A 26256-nucleotide genomic window follows, 5' to 3' on the forward strand; every position below is an offset into this window, starting at 1 on the left:
CCTCGCCAACTCACGCTTGTACAATGTAGATAATTTAACCATGTCGTCAAGCGTTGCACGGGGGGGTAAGAATGAAAATGAATCAAAAATTTGAAGCAGTTAACGCTATTGTGATTAATGTGACGAAGCTCTCGATTGCGATTTACCGTCCCTTTTAAACACAATGAATCACGTTAACTGAAAGCGTATTACACTCAACCTATGGGCTTCGCCTTCATGACAAAGGGCGATTAAACATGATGACGATTTGCAATGGGTAAGACGAACGATTGGTTGGATTTCGACCAGCTGGTGGGCGACAAACTGCGCGAGGCGCTCAAACCACCGTCGATGTATAAAGTGATGTTAATGAACGATGACTACACGCCGATGGAATTTGTTATTGACGTGCTGCAAAAGTTCTTTTCTTATGATGTAGAACGTGCAACGCAATTGATGCTCACTGTGCACTATCAGGGTAAAGCTATCTGTGGCATTTTTACTGCAGAAGTAGCGGAAACCAAAGTCGCGTTAGTGAACCAGTATGCAAGGGAGCATGAGCATCCGCTGCTGTGTACGCTAGAAAAAGCCTGAAGAAGGCAAAATTTGGGGGAGGTGCCTATGCTCAATCAAGAACTGGAACTCAGTTTAAACATGGCTTTCGCCAGAGCGCGCGAGCACCGACATGAGTTTATGACTGTCGAGCATCTGTTGCTGGCTTTACTCAGCAACCCATCAGCTCGTGAAGCGCTGGAAGCGTGTAGCGTAGATCTGGTGGCGCTGCGACAGGAACTCGAGGCCTTCATCGAACAAACCACACCGGTTCTGCCAGCCAGTGAAGAAGAGCGCGATACTCAACCGACGCTCAGCTTCCAGCGTGTGCTGCAACGTGCGGTGTTCCACGTCCAGTCTTCTGGTCGCAGTGAAGTGACTGGCGCAAACGTGCTGGTGGCTATTTTCAGCGAACAGGAATCCCAGGCAGCGTACTTGCTGCGCAAACATGAAGTCAGCCGCCTTGATGTGGTGAACTTCATCTCTCACGGTACACGTAAAGACGAACCAAATCAGGCTCCGGGGGCAGAAAATCCGGTCAATGAAGAGCAAGCAGGCGGGGAGGAACGTATGGAAAACTTCACCACCAATCTCAACCAGCTTGCACGCGTGGGAGGGATAGACCCCTTAATTGGCCGCGATAAAGAGCTTGAGCGCGCCATTCAGGTTCTGTGTCGTCGCCGTAAAAACAACCCGCTGCTAGTGGGTGAATCCGGGGTGGGTAAAACCGCCATTGCCGAAGGACTTGCCTGGCGTATTGTGCAGGGCGACGTTCCGGAAGTGATTGCCGATTGCACAATTTACTCGCTGGATATTGGTTCGCTGCTGGCGGGCACCAAATACCGTGGTGACTTTGAGAAACGTTTCAAAGCGCTGCTTAAACAGCTTGAGCAGGATCAGAACAGCATCCTGTTTATTGATGAAATTCATACCATTATTGGTGCGGGTGCCGCATCCGGTGGGCAAGTTGATGCTGCAAACCTGATTAAGCCGCTGCTGTCGAGCGGCAAGATTCGGGTTATCGGTTCAACTACGTACCAGGAATTCAGCAATATCTTCGAAAAAGACCGTGCTCTGGCGCGTCGCTTCCAGAAGATTGATATTACTGAGCCAAGCGTTGAAGAAACCGTTCAGATTATTAACGGCCTGAAACCGAAGTACGAAGCGCATCACGACGTGCGTTACACCGCGAAAGCGATTCGTGCAGCGGTGGAGTTGGCGGTGAAATACATCAACGATCGCCATTTGCCAGATAAAGCGATTGACGTTATCGACGAAGCGGGCGCTCGTAGCCGCCTGATGCCGGTGAGCAAGCGTAAGAAAACGGTCAATGTTTCTGACATCGAAACCGTGGTTGCGCGTATTGCGCGTATCCCGGAGAAAAGTGTTTCAGCAAGCGACCGCGATACGCTGCGCAGCCTGGATGACCGCCTGAAAATGCTGGTGTTTGGCCAGGATAAAGCCATCGAGGCGTTAACCGAAGCCATTAAAATGAGCCGTGCCGGGTTAGGGCACGATCATAAGCCTGTGGGTTCCTTCCTGTTTGCCGGGCCAACCGGTGTGGGTAAAACAGAAGTGACCGTGCAATTGGCGAAATCGCTGGGCATTGAGCTGCTGCGTTTTGATATGTCCGAATACATGGAACGCCACACCGTGAGCCGCTTGATTGGTGCACCTCCAGGCTACGTTGGTTTCGACCAGGGCGGGCTGTTGACGGATGCGGTGATTAAACATCCTCACTCAGTGTTGCTGCTTGATGAAATCGAAAAAGCGCACCCGGATGTCTTCAACCTGTTACTGCAGGTTATGGATAACGGTACGCTGACCGATAACAACGGGCGCAAGGCGGATTTCCGTAATGTGATTCTGGTGATGACCACTAACGCCGGCGTGCGTGAAACCGAGCGTAAGTCTATTGGCCTGATTCGTCAGGACAACAGTACCGATGCGATGGAAGAGATCAAAAAGATCTTTACTCCAGAGTTCCGTAACCGTCTGGACAACATCATTTGGTTCAACCACCTGTCTACGGATGTGATTCACCAGGTGGTCGACAAATTTATCGTCGAGCTTCAGGTGCAATTGGATCAGAAAGGTGTGTCTCTGGAAGTAAGCCAGGAAGCCCGTGATTGGCTGGCGGAAAAAGGCTATGACCGTGCAATGGGGGCTCGCCCAATGACGCGTGTCATTCAGGACAACCTGAAAAAACCGCTCGCTAACGAACTGCTGTTTGGTTCATTGGTGGACGGCGGCCAGGTGACTGTCGCGCTGGATAAAGAGAATCAGAAACTGACTTATGACTTCCATAGCGCTCAGAAGCATAAACCAGAAGCAGCACACTAATTAATTCGTGTTGCCATAAAAAAAGGCCAGGTTATTAACCTGGCCTTTTCATTACTAAACTGTCTGCGCCGCATGTATCTATGCAGCGCTAAATAAAACTATCAGCGACTACGGAAGACAATGCGGCCTTTGCTCAGGTCGTACGGGGTCAGCTCTACAGTGACTTTGTCACCCGTCAGGATGCGGATATAGTTTTTACGCATTTTACCGGAGATATGAGCGGTTACCACGTGCCCGTTTTCCAGCTCAACGCGGAACATGGTGTTAGGTAACGTATCAAGAACGGTACCCTGCATTTCAATATTGTCTTCTTTGGCCATCTAATCCTCGAGGGTATCACTACCATAGTTTTGAACCGGCAAGATAATGCCCAAGTTCACGTATCATGTAAAGAATTGTTGGTGAAATCACCAGCGAAAGTGCAATTTGCACATTACCCAAAACCCACTCAAAAGCTGCACGGATTGTGCCTGCGATGAGGGCTGCGAAGAGATAAACGATGGGTTGTCCCTGTTAAAGCTAATCCCAAACGGCGGCGGGGTAATGAGCAGAGCTCACTCTGCGGGGCTAATTATAACACTCTTAACAGTAATGTGCCGTAAACATTATCGTTACGACAGGATTTGTGGCACCCAACAATACGATGCCAGATGTTGTGGACGAAATATCGACAGATGTTCCAGATATTCCCGACGCGGAATTTCAATTGCACCTAAAGACGCGGTATGCGCGTTAAGAACCTGGCAATCAATTAACTTACCGCCATAGCTTAGAAAGTGTTGGCAGAATACCAGTAACGCAGTTTTGGAGGCATTTTCCCGGCGGCTGAACATGGACTCACCACAAAACAATGCGCCTTGCGCCACACCGTACATTCCGCCAACCAGTTCATCCCCTTCCCAGACCTCAATAGAATGAGCGTGGCCTAATTCGTGCAGCCGTGTGTAGGCGTCGATAATTTCGGGTGTAATCCATGTGCCCTCTTCACGGTCATCTGCGCAGTCGCTGATAACACGCTCAAAAGCATGGTTGAGCGTGACACGATAGGGCGAGTCGCGATGGAAGCGCTTCATACTGCGACTCAGGTGAAACTGTTCCGGGAAAAGCACCGCACGCGGATCGGGCGACCACCATAAAATCGGGTCGCCAGGCGAGAACCACGGAAAGATGCCGCGTTGATAAGCCATCAACAAACGAGCTGGACTTAAATCACCGCCAAGTGCCAATAACCCATTAGGTTCACGCAACGCGCCTTCCGGGGAAGGGAAGGCGATTGAGTCACGAGAAAGCTGAATAAGGCGCATGACGACACGGCTCCACGGCTAGCAATAATTATTGATAATAGACCAATTACACAGGCTACAAACGCTGATGAAAATGATAATAACGACCCGCGCTAGCCATCAAATCTGCGTGATTACCTTGCTCAATAATTTGCCCGTTGTCCATCACAATTATATTGTCGAAATCAGCCAATCCGCGCAGGCGATGAGTGACCATTAAGACGGTTTTCTCTTTGGTCACTTCTGCCAGTAAATCAAGTATTTGACGCTCAGTTTCTGCATCCAGACCTTCGGTAGGTTCATCGAGCAAGAACAGCGGAGCATCATGTAATAACGCACGGGCAATGGCCAGGCGGCGCAGTTCGCCACCAGAAAGCTGGCGGCCACCTTCACCCAACCAACTGTTAAGACCTGAATCGTCTAACAACTTCTCCAGACCCACGCGGGTCAGAACCTGCTTCAGCTCATCATCGCCAGCGTCAGGTGCGGCGAGTAGAAGATTGTCGCGCAGTGTGGCGCTGAACAAATGCACACGCTGCGACACGACGCTGGTTGAAGTACGTAAAGCCGTTTCATCGAATTGGCTGAGCGCCTCACCATTAAGACGAATTTCGCCCTGCTGTGGTTCCCAGGCGCGGGTCAGCAACTGTAGCAGTGTCGATTTTCCGCACCCGGTTCGACCCAAAATAGCGACGTGTTGACCGGCTTCAACCTGCAACGAAATATCACGCAGCGCCATTTGTGACTGTTCGGGATAAGCGAAGCTGAGGTTGTGAATCTCCAGTGCCACACGCTCAGGTACGGCATGAGTTTTCTCGGTGAAAATGACCTCGGGTTTCTGGCTGGTAATTTCAGTCACGCGCAAGGCCGAAGCAATCACTTGCCCCAAATGCTGAAATGACCCGGTGACGGGAGCCAGCGCTTCAAACGAGGCGAGTGCACAGAACACAAACAATGCTATCAGCGCACCCGGCGTGGTATTTCCACCCACACCTGCGGCGGCCATCCATAGCATCAGAATGACGGCGATTCCGCTAACCAGCAGCATAACTGCCTGCGACAATGCTGTAAGTTCAGCCTGGCGGCGTTGCGCTTCTTGCCAGTTGTCTTCGCTCGCTTCAAGCTGCTGGCGATAACGTTGTGTCGCACCGAAAATGGTCAGTTCCGCGTGGCCCTGTAGCCAGGCTGTAAGCTGCTGGCGATATTGCCCTCGTTGAACGGTAATCGCTTCACCGGTTTTTCTGCCCGCAAAATAGAACACGGGTGGCAGCAGAACTAATGTTGCCAATAAAATGCCGCCGAGCGTGAGCGCCAGGTGCACATCCAGCCAGCTTAATCCGAACGTGACGACCACAATCACGACAAACGCACCGACCAGCGGTGAAATTACACGCAGATAGAGGTGGTCTAAGGTATCAACATCGGCGACCAGACGGTTAAGCAACTCACCCTGGCGAAAACGAGCCAACCCGGCAGGGGAGAGTGGTAGCAATTTGCTAAATGTGGAAACACGTAAGTGCTGGAGGACGCGGAAAGTCGCATCGTGGCTCACCAGTCGCTCAAAATAACGGCCTGCAGTACGGGTAATCGCACCGCCACGAACGCCTGCGGCAGGCAACATGTAGTTGAAGCTATAAATGCCAGCCACGCCGACTACCGATGCGGCGGAGAGGAACCAGCCTGATAGTGTCAGCAGCCCAATACTGGCTAAGAGAGTAATAATCGCCAGCACAACGCCCAGCGTCAGTAACCATTTGTGGCGGCAATAAAGCGCAAGATAGGGGAGTAGCGCGCGCATTAAATCTCCTCCTGGCGATGAGTCAGTAACGTTGCAAACGGGCCTTCCTGAGAGGCCAGCGTTGCGTAATTTCCTTGTTGCACGATACGTCCATCACGCATCACCCAAACCTCGTCCCAATCGTTGATGTAATCTAACTGGTGCGTCACCATCAGGGTAGTTTGCTGTCGGGAGGCATTGCCCAACGCTTCCATTACACGCTGTTCGCTATGGGCATCCAAGCTTGCGGCAGGTTCATCGAGCAATAACAATCCGCATGGCATTAATAAGGCGCGCGCGACGGCAACTCGTTGTGCTTGTCCGACGGATAAGCGTGCTGCTGACTCACCTAATGGTGTATCAATCCCTTGCGGTAACAGCGGCAGGAATTCATTGACTGAGGCTTTTTCTAACGCAGCGGCTAATTGTTCGGCGTTGGCATCAGGCACCGCTAAAAGCACGTTCTCACGAATAGTGGGGGCGGGGAGTTGGGGATTTTGTCCGACCCAACTCAGTTGTTCGCGCCACCATTTTGGGTCCAGCTCTGAAAGCTCAACCCCGTTGACCAAAAGCTGCCCCTGGTAAGGTAAGAATCCAGATATCACATTAAGCAGAGAGCTTTTCCCTGCACCACTTTGCCCAACCAGCACCACGCGCTGCCCGGCAGAAAGGGTGAAGTTCAGCGGGCCGGCGAGTGTTTTTTCTTCGGTAGAAAGAATCACCAAATCACGCGCTTCGATGCTGACAGGCTCGTTATTATTGAACCGGGCAGTTCCTTGTTTACGCTGCTGTAGCGGGGCATCAAGGAATGTCATCAGGCTATCCGCTGCACCGACGGCCTGCGCTTTTGCATGATAAAAAGTGCCTAAATCGCGTAACGGTTGGAAAAATTCAGGAGCCAGAATCAAAGCCAGGAAACCAGCAAATAGGGTTACGCCAGTGCTGTAATGGCCAAAATTCAACTCGCCTAAATAAGAGAAGCCGAAGTAAACCGCGACGACTGCGATGGATAGCGAGGCAAAGAATTCCAATACGCCTGAAGACAGAAATGCGAGGCGCAAGACTTCCATTGTCCGCTGGCGGAAATCCTGAGAAGCCGCACGAATATTCTCGGTTTCGGCATTTCCACGATTGAACAAGCGCAACGTTTCCATGCCGCGCAGACGGTCAAGGAAATGGCCGCTCAGACGCGCCAGCGCTTGGAAGTTACGACGGTTAGCATCTGCGGCTCCCATCCCTACCATCGCCATAAACAGCGGGATCAGTGGTGCTGTACACAGTAGAATCAGCGCGGCAACCCAGTTAGATGGGAAAATCACGATCAAAATCAGCACCGGAACCATCACCGCAAGCGACATTTGCGGCAGATAGCGTGCATAGTAATCGTGCATATCTTCAATTTGCTCCAGCACCAGCGTTGCCCAACTGCCCACAGGCTTACCCTGAATCCAGGCGGGGCCAGCCTCATGAACGCGGTCGAGCACTTTGCGCCGAATTTCTTGCCGTATGTGCAACCCGGCGTAGAAACCCGCTTTTTCACGCAGCCAAACCACCCATGCGCGCAATACAAAAATCAGTATCAGGATGACAAAAAGCAGAAGCAGCGCTTCGCGAGGAATGTTTTCCATGATCATGTGCTGCAACATCCGTGCTAACAGCCAGGCTTGAGCAACAATTAAAAGTCCACTGATCAAACCCAAAACGCGGGAAAGCCCTAACCAGCGGCGCGAAATAATGCTTTGTTGTTTTAGCCAGCGGCTAAGTTCTTGTTGACGGGTTTTGTTCATGGGTTGCCAGTGCAGGTAAATAATGAATTATCAGGCAAAATTTGCGGGCAATGTTACAACGCAGACAAAAGAAAGGCGACCTATTCAGTCGCCTTTACGTATCTTCAAACTGCCGGTGAAGGCGCTAAGAGTTACTTATTCTGTTCGGCCAGACCGTCCAGGTAGCGCTCGGCATCCAGTGCAGCCATACAACCCGTGCCTGCAGAGGTAATCGCCTGGCGATAGATATGATCCATTACGTCGCCTGCCGCGAACACACCAGGGATGCTGGTTTGTGTTGCGTTGCCGTGAATACCGGACTGCACTTTGATGTAGCCGTTTTCCAGCTCGAGCTGGTCGGCGAAAATTCCGGTGTTCGGGCTGTGTCCGATTGCGACGAACAGACCTGCAACTTCTAACTCTTCAGTCTGGTCAGTATTGTGTGCATCGCGCAGGCGCAGACCGCTCACACCCATCTGGTCACCGGTCACTTCATCGAGCGTGCGATTAGTGTGCAGCACGATATTGCCGTTCTTCACTTTTTCCATCAAACGGTTGATGAGGATTTTCTCGGCGCGGAAGCTATCGCGGCGGTGAATCAGGTGCACCTCAGAGGCAATATTTGCCAGATAAAGTGCTTCTTCAACCGCAGTGTTACCCCCGCCGATAACCGCAACTTTTTGATTGCGATAGAAGAAACCGTCACACGTTGCGCAGGCAGAAACGCCACGGCCTTTGAACGCCTCTTCGGAAGGCAGACCCAAATAACGAGCAGAAGCACCCGTGGCGATAATTAACGCATCACAGGTGTATTCGCCGCTGTCGCCTGTCAGACGGAACGGACGGTTTTGCAAATCCACTTTAGAAATGTGATCGAACAGAATTTCTGTTTCGAATTTGGTCGCATGTTCGTGCATGCGCTCCATCAACGCTGGGCCTGTCAGGTCATTAGGATCGCCAGGCCAGTTCTCAACTTCAGTCGTTGTGGTCAACTGGCCACCTTTTTCCATCCCGGTAATCAAGACGGGCTTGAGGTTAGCGCGAGCCGCGTAGACTGCTGCGGTATAGCCCGCAGGGCCGGAGCCAAGAATTAGCAATTTACTGTGTTTAGCGGTGCCCATGAGATCCTCATTGTTCGTTGGCAGTCAATCGAGGGATTGTAGGGAATTTGGCGGGTTAAAAAAAGGGTGCAACGGTGGTGATGGGTAATAGTGTTAACGATATGTGCAATAGTCGTGTTCAATCAACCTGGGCAAATGAATAGAAAGCGCATAGAAATCCATCAGAACAGGGTAATTAGTCACGCCACTAAAGTGATGAATAATCGTCAAGTCGCCGGGATATATGGCACGTTCCACTAATTTTCGATGTTTTGCTTTGACAATCCGCTAAGCATTTGCGAAAACATTCGAGGAAGAAAAACATTTGGTGTGAGAGCAGTAAAATAATCACGCATACCTGATGCAATTTTACCGGGTTATTGAAATCTACTCATGGCGTGGACAGACGCCATGAGTGATGTCGATAGCGGCCATTGGGCACCGGTCTTCTCACGTACACTCGGAACATTGACGTTGACCGGGTTATGGCAGGTGAAGGAAGGAACAAAGAGAGACAATAATAATGGTAGATAGTAAGAAGCGCCCTGGCAAAGATCTCGACCGCATCGATCGTAACATTCTGAATGAACTGCAGAAGGACGGACGTATTTCCAACGTCGAGCTTTCGAAGCGAGTAGGGCTTTCACCGACTCCGTGCCTTGAGCGCGTGCGTCGTCTGGAACGACAGGGTTTCATTCAGGGCTACACCGCTCTGTTGAACCCGCATTATCTGGATGCATCACTTCTGGTTTTTGTTGAGATTACTCTGAATCGTGGCGCCCCGGATGTGTTTGAGCAATTTAACGCCGCAGTTCAGAAACTTGAAGAAATTCAAGAATGTCATTTGGTATCCGGCGATTTTGACTACCTGTTGAAAACCCGTGTACCTGATATGTCTGCGTACCGCAAATTACTAGGCGAAACCTTGTTGCGACTGCCGGGTGTGAACGATACCCGTACGTATGTAGTGATGGAAGAGGTCAAACAGAGCAATCGTCTGGTTATTAAGACCCGTTAACACGGGCCAGGTGCAAAATCTGCGTATTTTGGTTACACTCCTGGTAATTCATACAGCAACAGTGCCGGGAATGCCCGGCACTGTTGCTCTCCATATTTATTAAGGACCTGGAGAGTCTTACTTGAGCCAGGAATACACCGAAGAAAAAGAAGTTACATTGAGGAAACTCAGCAGCGGGCGTCGTGCGTTAGAGGCGTTACTGCTTCTTGTTGCCATTTTTGCCGTCTATTTGATGGTGGCGTTGCTCAGTTTTAATCCTTCCGATCCGAGTTGGTCACAAACCGCGTGGCATGAACCTATCCATAATCTGGGTGGAATGCCAGGGGCGTGGCTGGCCGATACTCTGCTATTCATCTTTGGCGTGATGGCCTACACCATCCCGGTCATCATTATCGGCGCGTGTTGGTTCACTTTCCGTAACCGGGATAGCGAAGAGTTTGTTGATTACTTTGCCGTTTCCTTACGCCTGATTGGTGTATTGGCAATGGTACTTACGGCCTGTGGCCTGGCGGCGATAAACGCAGATGATATTTGGTACTTTGCCTCAGGTGGCGTGATAGGGAGTTTGCTCAGCACCGCGATGATGCCTTTGCTTAATAGTAGCGGCGGCACAATTGCCTTGTTGTGCGTTTGGGCGGCAGGTTTAACTCTGTTTACCGGCTGGTCCTGGGTCAGTATTGCAGAGAAAATTGGCAGTGCGACATTAAGCGTGCTGACTTTTGCCAGTAACCGTACGCGCCGGGATAACACCTGGCAAGACGATGATTACGACTACGAAGATGAAGAACATAACGAAGAACACGCTTCAGAAGTAGTGGAAAAGCGTGAGTCTCGTCGTGCGCGTATTTTGCGTGGAGCATTAGCACGTAAGCAGCGTATATCTGAGAAATTCTCCAATCCTAACGCGCGTAAAACAGACACTGCGCTGTTTTCTGGTAAGCGTATGGATGATGCGGAAGATGACGTTTTATTCTCGGGAAATAAAGCGACGCTGCCTGAGGACGACGTTTTGTTCTCAGGGAATAAAGCAACACTACCTGAAAGCGACGAATACGATCCTTTATTACACGGGCAGTCTATCGTTGCCCCAGTTGCGGCAACTGCCGCTGCGGCAATGGCGAACCCTGCCTATGCGGCTCCCGTTATGCCAACAGCGACCGTCTCTCCAGTAGCAGCACCGGCACCAGAAGTGGATCACCATCCCGCTATTGCCTGGGAACCTGCGCCTACTACGGTGACGCCTGAACCCGTTATTGCGCCTGCGCCTGAAAGTTACGACGCGCCTCGCGCGACGGATCAATATCACCCGCAATACTCTGCACAACAAAATCCGCAGCAGCATCCGCAGCAAGTCACCAGCCACTGGTCAGAACCGGCTGTGGAGCAACCTTTTGTTGAACCGGCTTACTATGAACCAGAGGCTCCAGAGCCTGTTGTTCAGCCTGAGCCTATTGAAGAATTTAAACCCGCCGTTCGCCCGCCGCTGTACCATTTCGAAGAAGTCGAAGAGCGTCGTGCGCGTGAACGTGAGCAACTGGCAGCCTGGTATCAGCCGGTAAACGAACCTAAGCCTGACCCTTATGGCTATGACAGTTCTCCAGCTTTTGCATCAACAAGTTCTACGGACGCTTCGCGGGTTGAACCACCGGCTATGCCTCAGGGGATGTCCAGCATAATGCCGGAAATTCCGATCGTGCCAGCCCCGGATATTCCGCAAGGTGTTAAAGATGCTGCAAAAGTCGCAGGTGTTGCGGCAGCGTTTAGCCCGGTGTTTAGCATTGCCAGCGACGCGCCTCGTCCTCAGGTTAAAGAGGGGATTGGCCCGCAGTTGCCACGTCCAAATCGTGTGCGCGTACCAACTCGTCGTGAGCTTGCGTCCTATGGCATCAAGTTGCCTTCTCAGCGAATGGCTGAAGAAGAAGCGCGTCGCCAGGGCGGGATGGATATCGAAGACGACTATGCTGACGATGCCGAGGAAATGGAACAGCAGGAACTCGCTCGCCAGTTCGCGGCCCAGCAACAGCAGCGTTATGGTGAAGAGTATGAAGACGATGCGACACAGCAAGATGAAGCAGAGGCTGAACAGGCAGAATTAGCTCGCCAGTTTGCAGCGCAGCAGCAACAGCGTTACTCCGCGGAACAACAGCAACCAACACAGCAACAGCCAAATAATGTGCCGTTCTCACTGGATGATTTTGATTTCTCACCAATGAAAACGTTAGTTGATGATGGCCCGAGCGAGCCATTATTTACGCCGAGTCCGGTTGAAGCGCCAGCTCCTGTTCAGCAACCGCAAAGTTGGCAAGCTGCACCGCAGTCGCATGTGCAACCGCCAGCACCTGCCCCTGTTGCAGCACCTCCGGTACAAGAAAGTTTGATTCATCCATTCCTCATGCGAAATGGGGACGATCGTCCACGGCAGCGTCCAACAACGCCATTGCCATCGCTGGACTTGTTGACCTCGCCGCCAGCAGAAGTGGAGCCGATTGACACCTTCGCGTTAGAGCAAATGGCTCGCCTGGTGGAAGCTCGTCTTGCCGATTACCGGATTAAAGCCGATGTGGTGGATTACTCTCCAGGCCCGGTTATCACCCGTTTCGAGCTGGATTTAGCGCCAGGTGTCAAAGCCGCTCGCATTTCTAACTTGTCTCGCGACCTCGCGCGCTCGTTATCAACAGTGGCGGTGCGTGTCGTTGAAGTTATTCCAGGCAAACCCTATGTGGGCCTTGAGTTACCAAACAAAAAACGCCAGACCGTTTACCTGCGCGAAGTTCTCGACTGCGCTAAGTTCCGCGAAAGTGCTTCTCCGTTAACGGTCGTCCTGGGTAAAGATATCGGTGGCGAACCGGTGATTGCCGATCTGGCGAAAATGCCACACTTGCTGGTTGCGGGTACAACCGGGTCCGGTAAGTCTGTTGGCGTGAACGCCATGATCCTCAGCATGTTGTATAAAGCGACGCCTGAAGAAGTGCGCTTTATTATGATCGACCCGAAAATGCTTGAGTTGTCAGTGTATGAAGGCATCCCACATCTGTTAACGGAAGTCGTAACGGATATGAAAGATGCGGCCAATGCATTGCGCTGGAGCGTGAACGAAATGGAACGCCGCTACAAACTGATGTCTGCTCTGGGCGTTCGAAATCTGGCAGGTTACAACGAACGTGTGCTGGAAGCTGAACGAATGGGTCGTCCAATTCCAGATCCATTCTGGAAACCAGGCGACAGCATGGAAGTTTCCCATCCAATGCTTGAAAAGCTGCCATATATCGTCGTGCTGGTGGATGAATTTGCTGATCTGATGATGACGGTCGGTAAGAAAGTGGAAGAGTTGATTGCTCGCCTGGCACAGAAAGCGCGTGCTGCGGGTATTCACCTGGTGCTGGCCACTCAGCGCCCATCCGTTGACGTTATTACAGGGTTGATCAAAGCGAACATCCCGACGCGTGTGGCGTTTACCGTCTCAAGCAAAATCGACTCGCGAACCATTCTTGACCAAGGTGGCGCTGAGTCGCTGCTGGGAATGGGTGACATGCTTTATTCCGGGCCGAACTCGACGCTACCGGTACGTGTTCATGGCGCGTTTGTCCGTGACCAGGAAGTCCATGCGGTGGTTCAGGACTGGAAAGCGCGTGGTCGTCCACAATACATCACTGGCATTACTTCCGATAACGAAAGTGAAGGCGGCGCAGGTGGCGGGATTGACGGTGATGAAGAGCTTGATCCACTGTTTGATCAGGCAGTTTCCTTCGTGGTTGAAAAACGTAAAGCGTCTATTTCCGGTGTTCAGCGTCAGTTCCGCATTGGCTATAACCGTGCAGCCCGTATTGTTGAACAGATGGAAGCGCAGGGGATCGTGAGTCCGCAAGGTCACAACGGGAATCGCGAAGTGCTTGCACCACCGCCATTTGACTAACTTTTTGCATCAGAGCCGCCGTTGCGGCTTTTATGCAAAGAAGGGTAAATTACCGGAAAATCAGCTTTTTCTTCTGTTGCTCCCAAGCAATTCTCCACTAGAGTGGGCAACAGAAATGCCACAGTGCAGTCGCTATGTGGCGCATGAATTTAAGGGATCGTAATGAAGAAAATCGCTATTACTTGTGCTTTATTGACTGCTCTGACCGCAACTGCTGCCTGGGCTGACGCCGCGGGCGACCTGAAAACGCGTCTGGATAAAGTCAGCAGCTTCCACGCAAGCTTCACACAGAAAGTCACCGACGGTGGCGGCGCTGCAGTGCAAGAAGGTCAGGGTGATCTGTGGGTTAAGCGCCCGAACTTATTCAACTGGCATATGACTCAACCTGACGAAAGCGTCCTGGTTTCCGATGGGAAAACATTGTGGTTCTACAACCCATTTGTTGAGCAAGTGAGTGCCACCTGGCTGAAAGATGCTACTGGTAACACTCCGTTTATGCTGATTGCGCGCAACCAAAGCAGCGACTGGCAGCAGTACAACATCAAACAAAACGGTGATGATTTTATTCTGACGCCTAAAACCAGCGCCGGTAATCTTAAGCAATTCACCATTAACGTTGGACGTGATGGAACCATCCATCAGTTTAGTGCTATTGAGCAAGACGATCAGCGCAGCAGCTACGCGTTGAAATCGCAGCAAAATGGCTCGGTGGATATGAGCAAGTTTACGTTTACCCCGCCTAAAGGCGTGACGGTGGACGACCAACGTAAGTAGAGGTATGAGTGAGCAACTTGTCGCTCGATTTTTCTGAAAATACCTTCCAGCCTCTGGCCGCGCGTATGCGGCCGGAGAACCTCGCGCAGTATATCGGCCAGCAGCATCTTCTCGCTCCGGGCAAAGCTCTTCCTAAAGCTATAGAAGCCGGGCATCTCCATTCGATGATTTTATGGGGCCCCCCAGGCACAGGTAAAACCACGCTTGCCGAAGTCATTGCGCATTATGCGGACGCAGATGTAGAACGAATCTCTGCTGTTACCTCCGGTGTAAAAGAAATCCGCGAGGCTATTGAGCGTGCGCGTCAGAGTCGAAATGCAGGGCGACGTACGATTCTGTTTGTTGACGAAGTCCATCGTTTTAATAAAAGCCAGCAAGATGCTTTCTTGCCGCATATTGAAGATGGCACGATAACCTTTATTGGCGCGACCACTGAAAATCCCTCATTCGAGTTGAACTCCGCTTTACTTTCACGCGCCCGGGTTTATTTGCTCAAATCGCTGACGACTGAAGATATTGAAAAAGTCCTCGATCAGGCGATGAACGACACGGCTCGCGGCTACGGCGGGCAGAATATTGTCCTGCCAGACGAAACTCGTCTGGCAATCGCTCAACTGGTCAACGGTGATGCTCGCCGCGCACTGAACACGCTGGAAATGATGGCTGATATGGCCGAAATTGATGCGAGTGGAAATCGTGTGCTACAGATTGCGCTGTTGACCGAAATTGCAGGTGAACGTAGTGCGCGATTTGATAACAAGGGCGACCGTTTCTACGATCTGATTTCCGCGCTGCATAAGTCAGTGCGCGGTTCCTCGCCGGATGCTGCACTTTACTGGTATGCACGCATTATTACTGCAGGCGGGGATCCTTTATATGTTGCCCGGCGTTTGTTAGCGATTGCGTCCGAAGATGTAGGCAATGCCGATCCACGTGGTATGCAGGTGGCTATCGCTGCCTGGGATTGCTTCACGCGGGTTGGCCCTGCGGAAGGTGAACGCGCCATTGCTCAGGCGATTGTTTATCTGGCTTGCGCGCCAAAAAGTAATGCAGTTTACAAAGCTTTCAAGGCAGCAATGGCTGATGCTCGTGAGCGCCCGGATTACGACGTTCCTGTTCATCTTCGTAATGCGCCAACAAAACTGATGAAAGAAATGGGGTATGGTCAGGAGTATCGCTACGCTCATGACGAACCCAATGCTTATGCTTCCGGAGAAGTTTACTTCCCGCAGGAAATGGCACAAACACGCTATTATCAGCCTACAAACAGAGGTCTTGAGGGTAAGATTGGTGAAAAGCTCGCCTGGCTTACTGAACAGGATCAAAATAGCCCGACAAAACGCTACCGATAATTCAGGCGTTGCGGTAAGGTTAGCAAGACTATCATTGCGGTTGCAGGCTGTGACCGCTATCCCCTTCATTTAATTCGATAAGCACAGGATAAGCATGCTCGATCCCAATCTACTGCGTACAGAGCCAGACGCAGTCGCTGAAAAACTGGCACGCCGAGGCTTCAAGCTGGATGTAGAAACGCTGCGCTCCCTTGAAGAGCGTCGTAAAGTATTGCAGGTTAAAACAGAAAATCTGCAGGCTGAGCGTAACTCGCGATCGAAATCCATCGGCCAGGCGAAAGCGCGCGGGGAGGACATCGAGCCATTGCGTCAGGAAGTTAACCAACTCGGTGAAGAACTTGATGCGGCGAAAACTGAACTTGATGCCCTGCAGGCAGAGATCCGTGATATCTCGCTGACTCTGCCTAACATCCCGGACGATTGCGTGCCGATGGGTAAAGACGACAGCGAAAACGTTGAAGTCAGCCGCTGGGGTGAACCACGTAAATTCGATTTTGAAGTGCGTGACCATGTGACGCTGGGTGAGATGGCTAAAGGCCTGGATTTCGTTTCTGCGGTTAAACTGACCGGTTCTCGTTTTGTTGTGATGCAAGGGCAAATTGCTCGCCTGCACCGCGCTTTGAGCCAGTTCATGCTCGATTTGCACACTGAACAGCATGGTTACATTGAAAACTATGTCCCGTATCTGGTGAACCATGAAACGCTGTACGGTACGGGTCAGTTGCCAAAATTTGGTGGCGACTTGTTCCATACTCGTCCATTGGATGAAGAAGCTGATAGCAGCAACTATGCGTTGATCCCAACCGCTGAAGTGCCGTTGACCAACCTGGTGCGTGACGAGATTATTGATGAAGACTCGTTGCCGCTGAAAATGACCGCTCATACGCCGTGCTTCCGTTCAGAAGCGGGTTCTTACGGTCGTGATACCCGCGGTCTGATTCGTCAGCACCAGTTCGATAAAGTCGAAATGGTTCAGATTGTGCGCCCTGAAGATTCTATGGATGCATTGGAAGAACTGACAGGACACGCAGAGAAAGTGCTGCAATTGTTGGGCCTGCCATACCGTAAAGTACTGCTGTGCAGTGGCGATATCGGGTTCGGCTCGGCTAAAACCTACGATCTCGAAGTCTGGTTGCCGGCGCAGGACACTTACCGTGAAATCTCTTCTTGTTCGAACATGTGGGATTTCCAGGCGCGTCGTCTACAGGCTCGTTGCCGTAGCAAAGCAGACAAGAAAACCCGTCTGGTACACACCCTGAACGGTTCTGGTTTGGCTGTAGGTCGTACTTTGGTTGCGGTACTGGAAAACTACCAACAAGCTGATGGACGTATCGAAATTCCAGAAGTGCTGCGTCCGTACATGAAAGGTCTTGAGTACATAGGCTAATCATTGCGACTAATACATTAGTACTGTTTTACTCTCGAAAAGCGCCTAAGGGCGCTTTTTTTATGCCGTAATTATTCTCATTCCCACAGATAATCTGCCTTTATTGATACCAGGCAATAACAAATACCCCTATATGAGTATCATTGCCTCCAGAAAGAGAGTGATGATGACGAATACAACTCATTCAGTTCCCTTATCATTTCGCCGTTTGAAGTTACATGATGTAACCGGACAGCCAATCCTGGGACTGACATAAATAAAGACACTCCTTTCTCTTTTTGGCTGAGCAACGGAAACGCGGGCCTATTTCCCTGAGTAACCTTTGCCAGCTTGTTCAAACGTGAGCACGATACAAGTGGGTCATTATGAAAGAGAAAACTTCTAATGCGGTTCTGAGCGCACAAGTTAGCCGCCGTAAGCTGGTGAAAACCACGGCTATCGGTGGGCTTGCAGCTGCGAGCGGTGCATTAACACTCCCCTTTAGCCGTCTGGCTTTCGCACAAACTGCCGCTGATACGGTCAGTGCCGCTGAAAATGTGGTGTGGAGCGCTTGCACAGTAAACTGTGGCAGTCGCTGCCCATTGCGCATGCATGTGGTCGATGGCGAAATCAAATACGTTGAGACCGACAACACCGGCAATGATGATTATGAAGGTCTACACCAGGTGCGCGCTTGCCTGCGAGGCCGTTCAATGCGTCGCCGCGTCTATAATGCCGATCGCCTGAAATACCCGATGAAACGCGTTGGTGCTCGTGGAGAAGGGAAGTTTGAGCGAATCAGTTGGGATGAAGCCTTCGATACCATTGCCAACAGCATGAAAGGCATTATCAAAGAACACGGCAACGAAGCTATTTATCTGAACTACGGCACAGGGACGTTGGGCGGCACGATGACTCGCTCCTGGCCACCGGGTTCCACGCTTATTGCTCGCCTCATGAACTGCTGCGGTGGCTATCTGAATCATTACGGTGATTACTCTACCGCGCAGATTGCGGCTGGCCTGAACTATACCTATGGCGGCTGGGCGGATGGCAATAGCCCGTCTGATATTGAAAACAGCAAACTTGTTGTGTTGTTTGGGAATAACCCGGGCGAAACGCGTATGAGTGGCGGCGGGGTGACTTATTACCTCGAGCAAGCGCGTGAAAAATCTAATGCTCGCATGATTATCATTGACCCGCGTTATACCGACACCGGTGCAGGTCGTGAAGATGAATGGATTCCAATTCGTCCAGGTACAGATACCGCTCTTATCTCCGCCCTCGCTTGGGTGATGATCGCTGAAAACCTCGTTGACCAGCCTTTCCTCGATAAATACTGCGTCGGTTATGACGAAAAAACGCTACCAAAAACGGCTCCGGCGAATGGCCATTATAAGGCTTATATCCTCGGCGAAGGGGCTGATGGTGTAGCGAAAACCCCGCAGTGGGCAGCAAAAATCACGGGTATTCCTGCTGAGCGCATCGTGCAACTGGCTCGTGAAATCGCAACGGCTAAACCCGCGTTTATCAGCCAGGGATGGGGGCCTCAGCGCCACTCAAACGGCGAGCTGGTATCGCGCGCAATCGCCATGTTATCGATCCTGACGGGTAATGTGGGAATCAACGGTGGTAACAGCGGTGCACGCGAAGGTTCTTATAGCCTGCCATTTGTGCGTATGCCGACCCTGGAAAATCCGGTTCAAACCAGTATTTCGATGTTCTTGTGGACGGATGCTATAGAACGCGGCCCAGAAATGACTGCGACTCGCGATGGTGTGCGCGGTAAAGATAAGCTCGATGTGCCGATTAAAATGGTCTGGAACTATGCCAGTAACTGTCTGATTAACCAGCATTCTGAAATTAACCGCACCCATGACATCCTTCAGGATGACAAAAAATGCGAGATGATTGTGGTTATCGACAACCACATGACTTCTTCTGCGAAATATGCGGATATCTTGCTCCCAGATTGCACTGCTTCTGAACAGATGGATTTCTGTCTTGATGCATCTTGCGGCAACATGGCTTACGTGATTTTTGCAGGTCAGGCCATCAAGCCACGCTTTGAGTGCAAAACCATATATGAGATGACCAGCGAAATCGCCAAACGTATGGGGGTTGAGCAGCAATTTACCGAAGGTCGCAACCAGGAAGAATGGATGCGTCATTTGTACAAACAATCGCAAGAAGCTATTCCAGAACTCCCGAGTTTCGAAGAATTCAGCAAGCAAGGCATCTTCAAGAAACGTGACCCGGAAGGGCATCACGTTGCCTATAAAGCTTTCCGTGAAGATCCGGCTGCCAACCCTCTGACGACCCCTTCCGGGAAAATCGAAATCTACTCTGAGCAACTGGCTGAGATTGCCGCGACCTGGCAGCTTAATGAAGGAGATGTCATCGATCCTCTGCCAGTTTACAGCGCTGGCTTTGAAAACTACGGCGATCCTTTGGCAGAGAAATGGCCATTACAGATGACTGGTTTCCACTATAAAGCGCGTACTCACTCAACCTACGGCAACGTGGAAGTGTTGAAGGCCGCCTGCCGTCAGGAAATGTGGATCAACCCGATTGACGCCCAACAGCGTGGGATTAAAAACGGCGACATGATCCGTATTTTCAACGGACGTGGTGAAGTTCATATCAACGCGAAAGTGACACCGCGCATCATCCCCGGTGTTGTCGCGATGGGGGAAGGGGCGTGGTATAGCCCTGATGCCAATAAAGTGGACCATGCTGGTTGCATTAACGTGCTGACTACCCAGCGACCATCGCCACTGGCGAAAGGCAACCCATCCCACAGTAACCTCGTCCAGGTCGAGAAGGCGTAAGGAATAGCTGATGACAACCCAATACGGATTTTATATAGATTCCAGCCGTTGCACCGGTTGCAAGACCTGCGAGCTGGCTTGCAAAGATTACAAAAACTTAGGCCCGGATGTCAGTTTCCGCCGCATTTATGAATACGCGGGCGGCGACTGGCAGGAAGACAACGGTGTATGGCAGCAAAACGTCTTTGCCTATTATCTTTCGATTGCGTGCAATCATTGCGAAGACCCGGCTTGCACCAAGGTTTGCCCGAGTGGCGCGATGCACAAGCGCGAAGACGGATTTGTCGTCGTCAACGAAGACGTGTGCATTGGTTGCCGCTACTGCCATATGGCTTGCCCTTATGGCGCGCCACAGTACAACGCAGAAAAAGGGCACATGACGAAATGCGATGGTTGCTACTCGCGTATTGCTGAAGGGAAGAAACCTATTTGTGTGGAATCTTGCCCGCTGCGTGCGCTGGATATGGCTCCGATTGCAGAATTACGTGAGAAATATGGCGAACAGGCAGCGATAGCTCCGTTACCGTCAGCACATTTCACCAAACCAAATATCGTCATTAAACCCAATGCCAACAGCCGCCCTTGTGGGGATAAAACCGGCTATCTGGCAAATCCGAAGGAGGTGTGAGATGGGTAACGGATGGCATGAATGGCCGTTAATGGTCTTTACGGTTTTGGGGCAGTGCGTCGCAGGTGGTTTCATAGTGATGGCGCTGGCGTTGCTGACTGGCATCTCAGACCGCGTACTACAAAAGCGCGTGCACTGGGCGATGATTGTGCTTTGGGTTCTGATGGGCATTGGCTTTATGGCCTCTGTTCTGCACCTTGGTTCACCGCTGCGAGCATTTAACTCGCTAAATCGTATTGGTGATTCCGCATTAAGTAATGAAATTGCCAGCGGATCGGTGTTCTTTGCGGTGGGTGGTTTCTGGTGGTTGGTTACAGTGCTGGGCAAAATGCCTCAGGCATTGGGCAAAATCTGGATGGTGCTGACCATGATTCTGGGCGTGTTTTTCGTCTGGATGATGTGCAAGGTTTACCTGATTGATACCGTGCCAACGTGGTATAGCGTTTATACGCCGCTCACTTTCTTCCTGACGATGTTTATAGGTGGCCCACTTCTTGGTTATTTACTGCTGCGTGTTGCGGGCGTAACGGGCTGGGGAATGCGACTTCTTCCCGCTATTTCGCTCTTAGCGATTGTGGCAAGTGCAGTCGTTGTGATGTTACAGAGCACGGAGCTGGCAACTATTCACAGTTCTATTGCGCAGGCATCAGCACTCGTGCCGCAATACGGTGCGTTGATGTCGTGGCGATTGCTGCTGCTTTCTGCTGCATTGATTTGCTGGATTGCTCCACAATTAAAAGGTGGGCTGGCAAGTCCGGTAGTCCTGACGTTTGCATTCGTGCTGATGATTGCTGGAGAGCTTATCGGACGCGGAGTTTTCTATGGCTTGCATATGACTGTCGGCATGGCGATAGCCAGTTAATAAACTTCTGATATTAAATGCGCCTCCGGGCGCATTTTTTTTACCCTCGTATAAGAAAATGTCATCTGAATCACCATGAAATTTTTCATCTAATCCGCTTCGATTCACAATTGCAGATGCTATCAAAAACAGAGAGATAGCATTTTGGCGCTGTACTTCGCTCGTCACTTGGATAAGTTTTTCAAATCGACGGCTTTCAAATCGTGCCAGGCCCCGTCAACGCTGGATTGACAATCATTTTTCCAGTGGCATGATGCGCACAAATTATTCTCTTCCTCGCGGTTTTTTACATGTCCACCTATACCCGACCAGTGATGCTTTTGCTCTGTGGTCTGATGCTTTTGACCCTGGCGATAGCAGTTTTAAATACACTGGTTCCACTCTGGTTAGCTCACGGAAATCTTCCTACCTGGCAAGTTGGGATGGTGGGTTCATCGTATTTTACCGGAAACTTACTGGGTACATTGATTACCGGGTGGCTGATTAAACGCCACGGATTCAACCGTAGCTATTATCTTGCATCGCTGATTTTTGCCACAGGCTGTGTCGGTCTGGGGTTAATGACCGGTTTCTGGAGTTGGATGATGTGGCGTTTCATCGCCGGTATTGGCTGTGCGATGATTTGGGTGGTAGTTGAAAGTGCTCTCATGTGCAGCGGGACTTCACGTAATCGTGGACGCCTGCTGGCGGCATATATGATGGTTTATTACGTTGGCACCGTGCTGGGCCAATTGCTGATAAGCAAAATGCCGACCGATTTAGCCAGCGTTCTGCCATGGGTAACCGCGCTTATTCTGACCGCCATTCTTCCGTTGTTATTCACTCGTATTGTTAATGATCGCAGTGAAAACCAGGAGGCGACATCCGTCTGGCCGATGCTTCGCCTGCGCCATGCACGCCTTGGAGTGAACGGCTGCATTATTTCCGGGATTGTTCTCGGTTCGCTTTACGGATTAATGCCGCTATACCTGAACCATCAGGGTGTGAGTGATGCTGGCATTGGTTTCTGGATGGCAGTCATGGTCAGTGCAGGCATTGTGGGCCAGTGGCCGGTAGGGCGCCTGGCCGATCGTTTTGGCCGTTTGTTGGTGCTGCGAGTTCAGGTGTTTGTGGTGATTTTGGGTTGCATGGCAATGCTCACTCATGCCGCAATGGGTCCAACATTATTTGTACTGGGTGCGGCTGGGTTTACACTTTATCCGGTAGCAATGGCCTGGGCTTGTGAAAAAGTTGAGCACCATCAACTGGTGGCAATGAACCAGGCTCTGTTATTAAGTTATACCGTTGGCAGTTTGCTTGGCCCAACATTTACCTCAATGCTGATGCAAAGCTACTCGGACAGCCTGTTGTTTGTGATGATTGCCGGAGTGGCGTTTGTTTACTTACTGATGCTGCTGCGCAAAGCGGGGCCACATTCCACTCCTATTGCCCACGCCTGATACAAAAATGGCCCTCGTTGAGGGCCATTTTTGTTGGTGTATCAAGATCAGTACATCACTTTGTGACCGTACTGCTCCAGAATCCCTTTGACGCGTTCCATGGTTTCTTTCTTCGGTGGATGTACGCCATCAAGTTTGTACTCTTCACCCATGGCGACCCATTTGTGTTTGCCCAGTTCATGATAAGGCAAAAGCTCAATCTTCTCGACGTTGCCCATATCACGGGTGAATTCGCCGAGGCGATGTGCAGAGTCATCATCATCAGACCAGCCTGGAACGACAACGTAGCGAATCCAGACGTTAACGTTTTTATCTGAAAGATAACGGGCAAATTCCAGGGTGCGATGGTTTGAAACACCGACCAGATTCTGGTGAATCTCGTCGTTCATTTGCTTCAAATCCAGCATCACCAGGTCAGTTACTTCCAGCAATTCATCAATGACCGGGTCGTAGCGACGCACAAAGCCGTTAGTATCAAGACAGGTATGAATACCTTCTTTACGGCAGGCGCGGAACCAGTCACGCACAAACTCAGCTTGCAGAATGGCTTCACCACCTGATGCTGTGACACCACCACCTGACGCGTTCATAAAGTGGCGATAGGTCACCACTTCTTTCATCAATTCTTCAACAGTAATCTCTTTGCCGCCGTGCGTATCCCAGGTATCACGGTTGTGGCAATACAGGCAGCGCATCAGGCAGCCCTGGAAGAAGGTAATAAAACGAATACCGGGACCATCCACGGTACCGCAGGATTCAAAGGAATGAATTCGGCCAATTACTGACATTGCGGTGTTCTCTCCAGTATTGGTCCAGGCTTTACAGCAAGAACCAGGTTGAGCGCGGTCTTTAAACAGAATGCCGCGTCGAATCAATTTTGCAAGATACCCTAAACTTAGCAGCTATCTTGCAAAATCGGTTCTGACATAAGAAAAGGCCCCACCGAGGTGGAGCCTTTATTCTACGCCTTTTCAGACAAACCGTGAATTACATGGTTTGAGTGAAGGTACGGGTAATAACGTCCTGCTGCTGTTCTTTAGTCAGGGAGTTAAAACGTACAGCGTAACCAGATACACGAATGGTCAGCTGAGGATATTTCTCAGGGTGTTCCATCGCATCCAGCAGCATTTCACGGTTCATTACGTTCACGTTCAGGTGTTGACCACCTTCGATGGACGCTTCGTGGTGGAAGTAACCATCCATCAGACCCGCGAGGTTAGTTTTACGAACTTCGTCGTCTTTACCCAGTGCGTTAGGAACGATAGAGAAGGTATAAGAAATACCATCTTTAGCGTAAGCAAACGGCAGTTTAGCAACGGAAGTCAGAGAGGCAACAGCACCTTTCTGGTCACGACCGTGCATTGGGTTAGCACCTGGACCGAATGGAGCGCCAGCGCGACGACCGTCTGGGGTGTTACCGGTTTTCTTACCATAAACCACGTTAGAGGTGATGGTCAGAACAGACTGAGTCGGGATAGCGTTACGGTAAGTAGTCAGTTTCTGAATTTTCTTCATGAAACGTTCTACCAGGTCAACAGCGATGTCATCTACGCGAGAATCGTTGTTACCGAACATTGGGTATTCGCCTTCGATTTCGAAGTCTACAGCCAGGCCGTCTTCGTCACGAACAGGTTTAACTTTCGCGTATTTGATTGCAGACAGTGAGTCAGCTGCAACAGACAGACCCGCGATACCACAAGCCATGGTGCGAACAACGTCACGGTCATGCAGAGCCATCAGAGACGCTTCGTAGCTATACTTATCATGCATGTAATGAATGATGTTCAGCGCGGTGACGTACTGTTTAGCCAGCCAATCCATGAAGTGGTCAAGACGATCCAGAACGTTATCGTAGTCCAGGACATCTGCCATGATTGGTGCTTCTTTAGGACCGATCTGCAGTTTCAGTTTTTCATCAACGCCGCCGTTGATTGCATACAGCATGGTTTTCGCGAGGTTAGCACGAGCACCGAAGAACTGCATTTGCTTACCAACGATCATTGGGCTTACGCAGCATGCGATTGCGTAGTCATCGTTGTTAAAGTCAGGGCGCATCAGATCATCGTTCTCGTATTGCAGAGAAGAGGTATCGATGGAAACTTTAGCTGCGAACTTCTTGAAGTTCAGTGGCAGTTTTTCAGACCACAGAATAGTGATGTTCGGCTCCGGAGACGGCCCCATGGTGTACAGGGTGTTCAGGAAACGGAAGCTAGATTTGGTAACCAGAGTACGACCATCTACACCCATACCGGCGATAGATTCAGTTGCCCAGATTGGGTCACCAGAGAACAGCTCATCATACTCAGGGGTACGCAGGAAGCGAACCATACGCAGTTTCATGACCAGGTGGTCAATCATTTCCTGTGCTTCAAGCTCAGTAATTTTGCCTGCTTTCAGGTCACGTTCGATGAATGCATCCAGGAAAGTGGATACGCGACCAAAGGACATTGCAGCGCCGTTCTGAGATTTAACCGCAGCCAGGTAGCCGAAGTAAGTCCACTGAATAGCTTCTTGAGCATTTTTAGCAGGACCAGAGATATCGCAGCCATATTTAGCAGCCATTTCTTTGATCTGACCCAGAGCACGGTGTTGCTCGGAGATTTCTTCACGCAGACGGATTGTTGCTTCCAGATCTTCGCCGTTTTCCAGTTTGGATTGCAGAGAGTTGAACTGAGCAAATTTGTCTTTCATCAGGAAGTCGATACCGTACAGCGCTACGCGACGGTAGTCACCGATGATACGACCACGACCGTAAGCATCCGGCAGACCGGTGATTACGCCTGATTTACGGCAGTTCAGGATGTCTTTGGTATAAACGTCAAACACACCCTGGTTGTGGGTTTTGCGGTATTCGGTGAAGATCTTTTTCAGCATTGGGTCAAGTTCACGACCGTATACTTTGCAAGAACCTTCAACCATTTTGATGCCACCAAACGGAATAATTGCACGTTTCAGTGGAGCATCAGTCTGCAAGCCAACGATAGTTTCGAGGGACTTGTTGATGTAACCAGCATCATGAGAGGTGATGGTGGAAGCGAGGTCAGTATCGAAGTCAACAGGCGCATGAGTGCGGTTTTCCTGTTTAACACCTTCCATGACGTTGTCCCACAGTGTGGTAGTTGCTTCAGTAGCACCTGCCAGGAAGGACTCGTCACCCTCGTAAGGGGTGTAGTTTTTCTGAATAAAGTCACGCACGTTGACTTCATTCTGCCAGTCACCTTTGGCAAAACCTTCCCAGGCTGTGGCTAACTTTTCATTAAGCTCGGACATTTA

General features: G+C 50.8%; 18 protein-coding genes. 11 read left to right on the forward strand and 7 right to left on the reverse strand.

Features of this window, described 5'->3' with window-relative positions; all coding sequences use genetic code 11:
- Positions 1–252 precede the first annotated feature (252 nt).
- Together clpS and clpA are read left to right on the forward strand one after the other, a co-directional pair.
- A complete protein-coding gene (clpS, locus tag M2371_RS08020) occupies positions 253–573 on the forward strand; it encodes an ATP-dependent Clp protease adapter ClpS (protein ID WP_034456405.1) in 321 nt (106 codons plus the stop codon).
- A gap of 27 nt (positions 574–600) precedes the next feature.
- Positions 601–2874: an ATP-dependent Clp protease ATP-binding subunit ClpA gene (clpA, locus tag M2371_RS08025; protein WP_172895033.1), complete on the forward strand. Its 2274-nt coding sequence runs from the start codon at positions 601–603 to the stop codon at positions 2872–2874.
- 101 nt (positions 2875–2975) lie between these two features.
- Here the strand turns inward: clpA and infA are convergent, their stop codons facing one another.
- The 5 genes from infA to trxB all read right to left on the reverse strand — a co-directional run bounded on the left by infA (position 2976) and on the right by trxB (position 8821).
- On the reverse strand, positions 2976–3194 hold the full coding sequence (infA, locus tag M2371_RS08030) for a translation initiation factor IF-1 (protein WP_002211347.1): 219 nt from the start codon (positions 3192–3194) through the stop codon (positions 2976–2978).
- A 291-nt stretch (positions 3195–3485) separates the two neighbouring features.
- On the reverse strand, positions 3486–4178 hold the full coding sequence (gene aat / locus M2371_RS08035; RefSeq protein ID WP_115629841.1) for a leucyl/phenylalanyl-tRNA--protein transferase: 693 nt from the start codon (positions 4176–4178) through the stop codon (positions 3486–3488).
- A 55-nt stretch (positions 4179–4233) separates the two neighbouring features.
- On the reverse strand, positions 4234–5955 hold the full coding sequence (locus tag M2371_RS08040; RefSeq protein ID WP_259267420.1) for a heme ABC transporter ATP-binding protein/permease CydC: 1722 nt from the start codon (positions 5953–5955) through the stop codon (positions 4234–4236).
- Complete coding sequence (locus M2371_RS08045; protein ID WP_259267421.1) at positions 5955–7721, reverse strand: heme ABC transporter permease/ATP-binding protein CydD; 1767 nt, start codon at positions 7719–7721, stop codon at positions 5955–5957. Before M2371_RS08045 ends, M2371_RS08040 begins: the two co-directional genes overlap by 1 nt.
- A 131-nt stretch (positions 7722–7852) precedes the next feature.
- Positions 7853–8821 carry a thioredoxin-disulfide reductase gene (gene trxB, locus M2371_RS08050; protein WP_034494301.1) on the reverse strand — a complete coding sequence of 323 codons (969 nt, stop codon included), beginning with the start codon at positions 8819–8821 and terminating at the stop codon, positions 7853–7855.
- A 502-nt stretch (positions 8822–9323) separates the two neighbouring features.
- Here trxB and lrp point away from each other — a divergent pair.
- From lrp to M2371_RS08095, 9 genes are all read left to right on the forward strand, one after another.
- Entirely contained in the window at positions 9324–9818 is a 495-nt protein-coding gene (lrp, locus tag M2371_RS08055) for a leucine-responsive transcriptional regulator Lrp (RefSeq protein ID WP_000228469.1), read from the forward strand.
- A 121-nt stretch (positions 9819–9939) separates the two neighbouring features.
- Entirely contained in the window at positions 9940–13731 is a 3792-nt protein-coding gene (locus tag M2371_RS08060; protein WP_259267422.1) for a DNA translocase FtsK 4TM domain-containing protein, read from the forward strand.
- Positions 13732–13893: 162 nt separating this feature from the next.
- The gene (gene lolA, locus M2371_RS08065; protein WP_034494305.1) at positions 13894–14505 is read left to right on the forward strand and encodes an outer membrane lipoprotein chaperone LolA; all 612 of its coding nucleotides are present in this window, start codon (positions 13894–13896) and stop codon (positions 14503–14505) included.
- An 8-nt stretch (positions 14506–14513) separates the two neighbouring features.
- On the forward strand, positions 14514–15857 hold the full coding sequence (locus M2371_RS08070) for a replication-associated recombination protein A (RefSeq protein WP_259267423.1): 1344 nt from the start codon (positions 14514–14516) through the stop codon (positions 15855–15857).
- A gap of 94 nt (positions 15858–15951) precedes the next feature.
- The gene (gene serS, locus M2371_RS08075; RefSeq protein ID WP_259267424.1) at positions 15952–17244 is read left to right on the forward strand and encodes a serine--tRNA ligase; all 1293 of its coding nucleotides are present in this window, start codon (positions 15952–15954) and stop codon (positions 17242–17244) included.
- A 365-nt stretch (positions 17245–17609) separates the two neighbouring features.
- Positions 17610–20054, forward strand: coding sequence for a dimethylsulfoxide reductase subunit A (dmsA, locus tag M2371_RS08080; protein WP_172895021.1), 2445 nt, complete (start codon positions 17610–17612; stop codon positions 20052–20054).
- A gap of 10 nt (positions 20055–20064) precedes the next feature.
- On the forward strand, positions 20065–20682 hold the full coding sequence (locus M2371_RS08085; RefSeq protein WP_034494312.1) for a DMSO/selenate family reductase complex B subunit: 618 nt from the start codon (positions 20065–20067) through the stop codon (positions 20680–20682).
- A 1-nt stretch (position 20683) separates the two neighbouring features.
- A complete protein-coding gene (locus M2371_RS08090) occupies positions 20684–21544 on the forward strand; it encodes a dimethyl sulfoxide reductase anchor subunit family protein (RefSeq protein WP_172895019.1) in 861 nt (286 codons plus the stop codon).
- A gap of 290 nt (positions 21545–21834) precedes the next feature.
- Positions 21835–22983: an MFS transporter gene (locus tag M2371_RS08095; RefSeq protein ID WP_034494314.1), complete on the forward strand. Its 1149-nt coding sequence runs from the start codon at positions 21835–21837 to the stop codon at positions 22981–22983.
- Between the two features lie 47 nt (positions 22984–23030).
- Here the strand turns inward: M2371_RS08095 and pflA are convergent, their stop codons facing one another.
- Together pflA and pflB are read right to left on the reverse strand one after the other, a co-directional pair.
- Positions 23031–23771, reverse strand: coding sequence for a pyruvate formate lyase 1-activating protein (gene pflA / locus M2371_RS08100; protein ID WP_034494315.1), 741 nt, complete (start codon positions 23769–23771; stop codon positions 23031–23033).
- A 199-nt stretch (positions 23772–23970) separates the two neighbouring features.
- A complete protein-coding gene (pflB, locus tag M2371_RS08105) occupies positions 23971–26253 on the reverse strand; it encodes a formate C-acetyltransferase (RefSeq protein ID WP_034494316.1) in 2283 nt (760 codons plus the stop codon).
- Between the last annotated feature and the right edge of the window lie 3 nt (positions 26254–26256).

The sequence above is a fragment of the Buttiauxella sp. BIGb0471 genome (assembly GCF_024807715.1).
In the GTDB taxonomy this organism is placed as follows: Bacteria; Pseudomonadota; Gammaproteobacteria; order Enterobacterales; family Enterobacteriaceae; genus Buttiauxella; species Buttiauxella agrestis.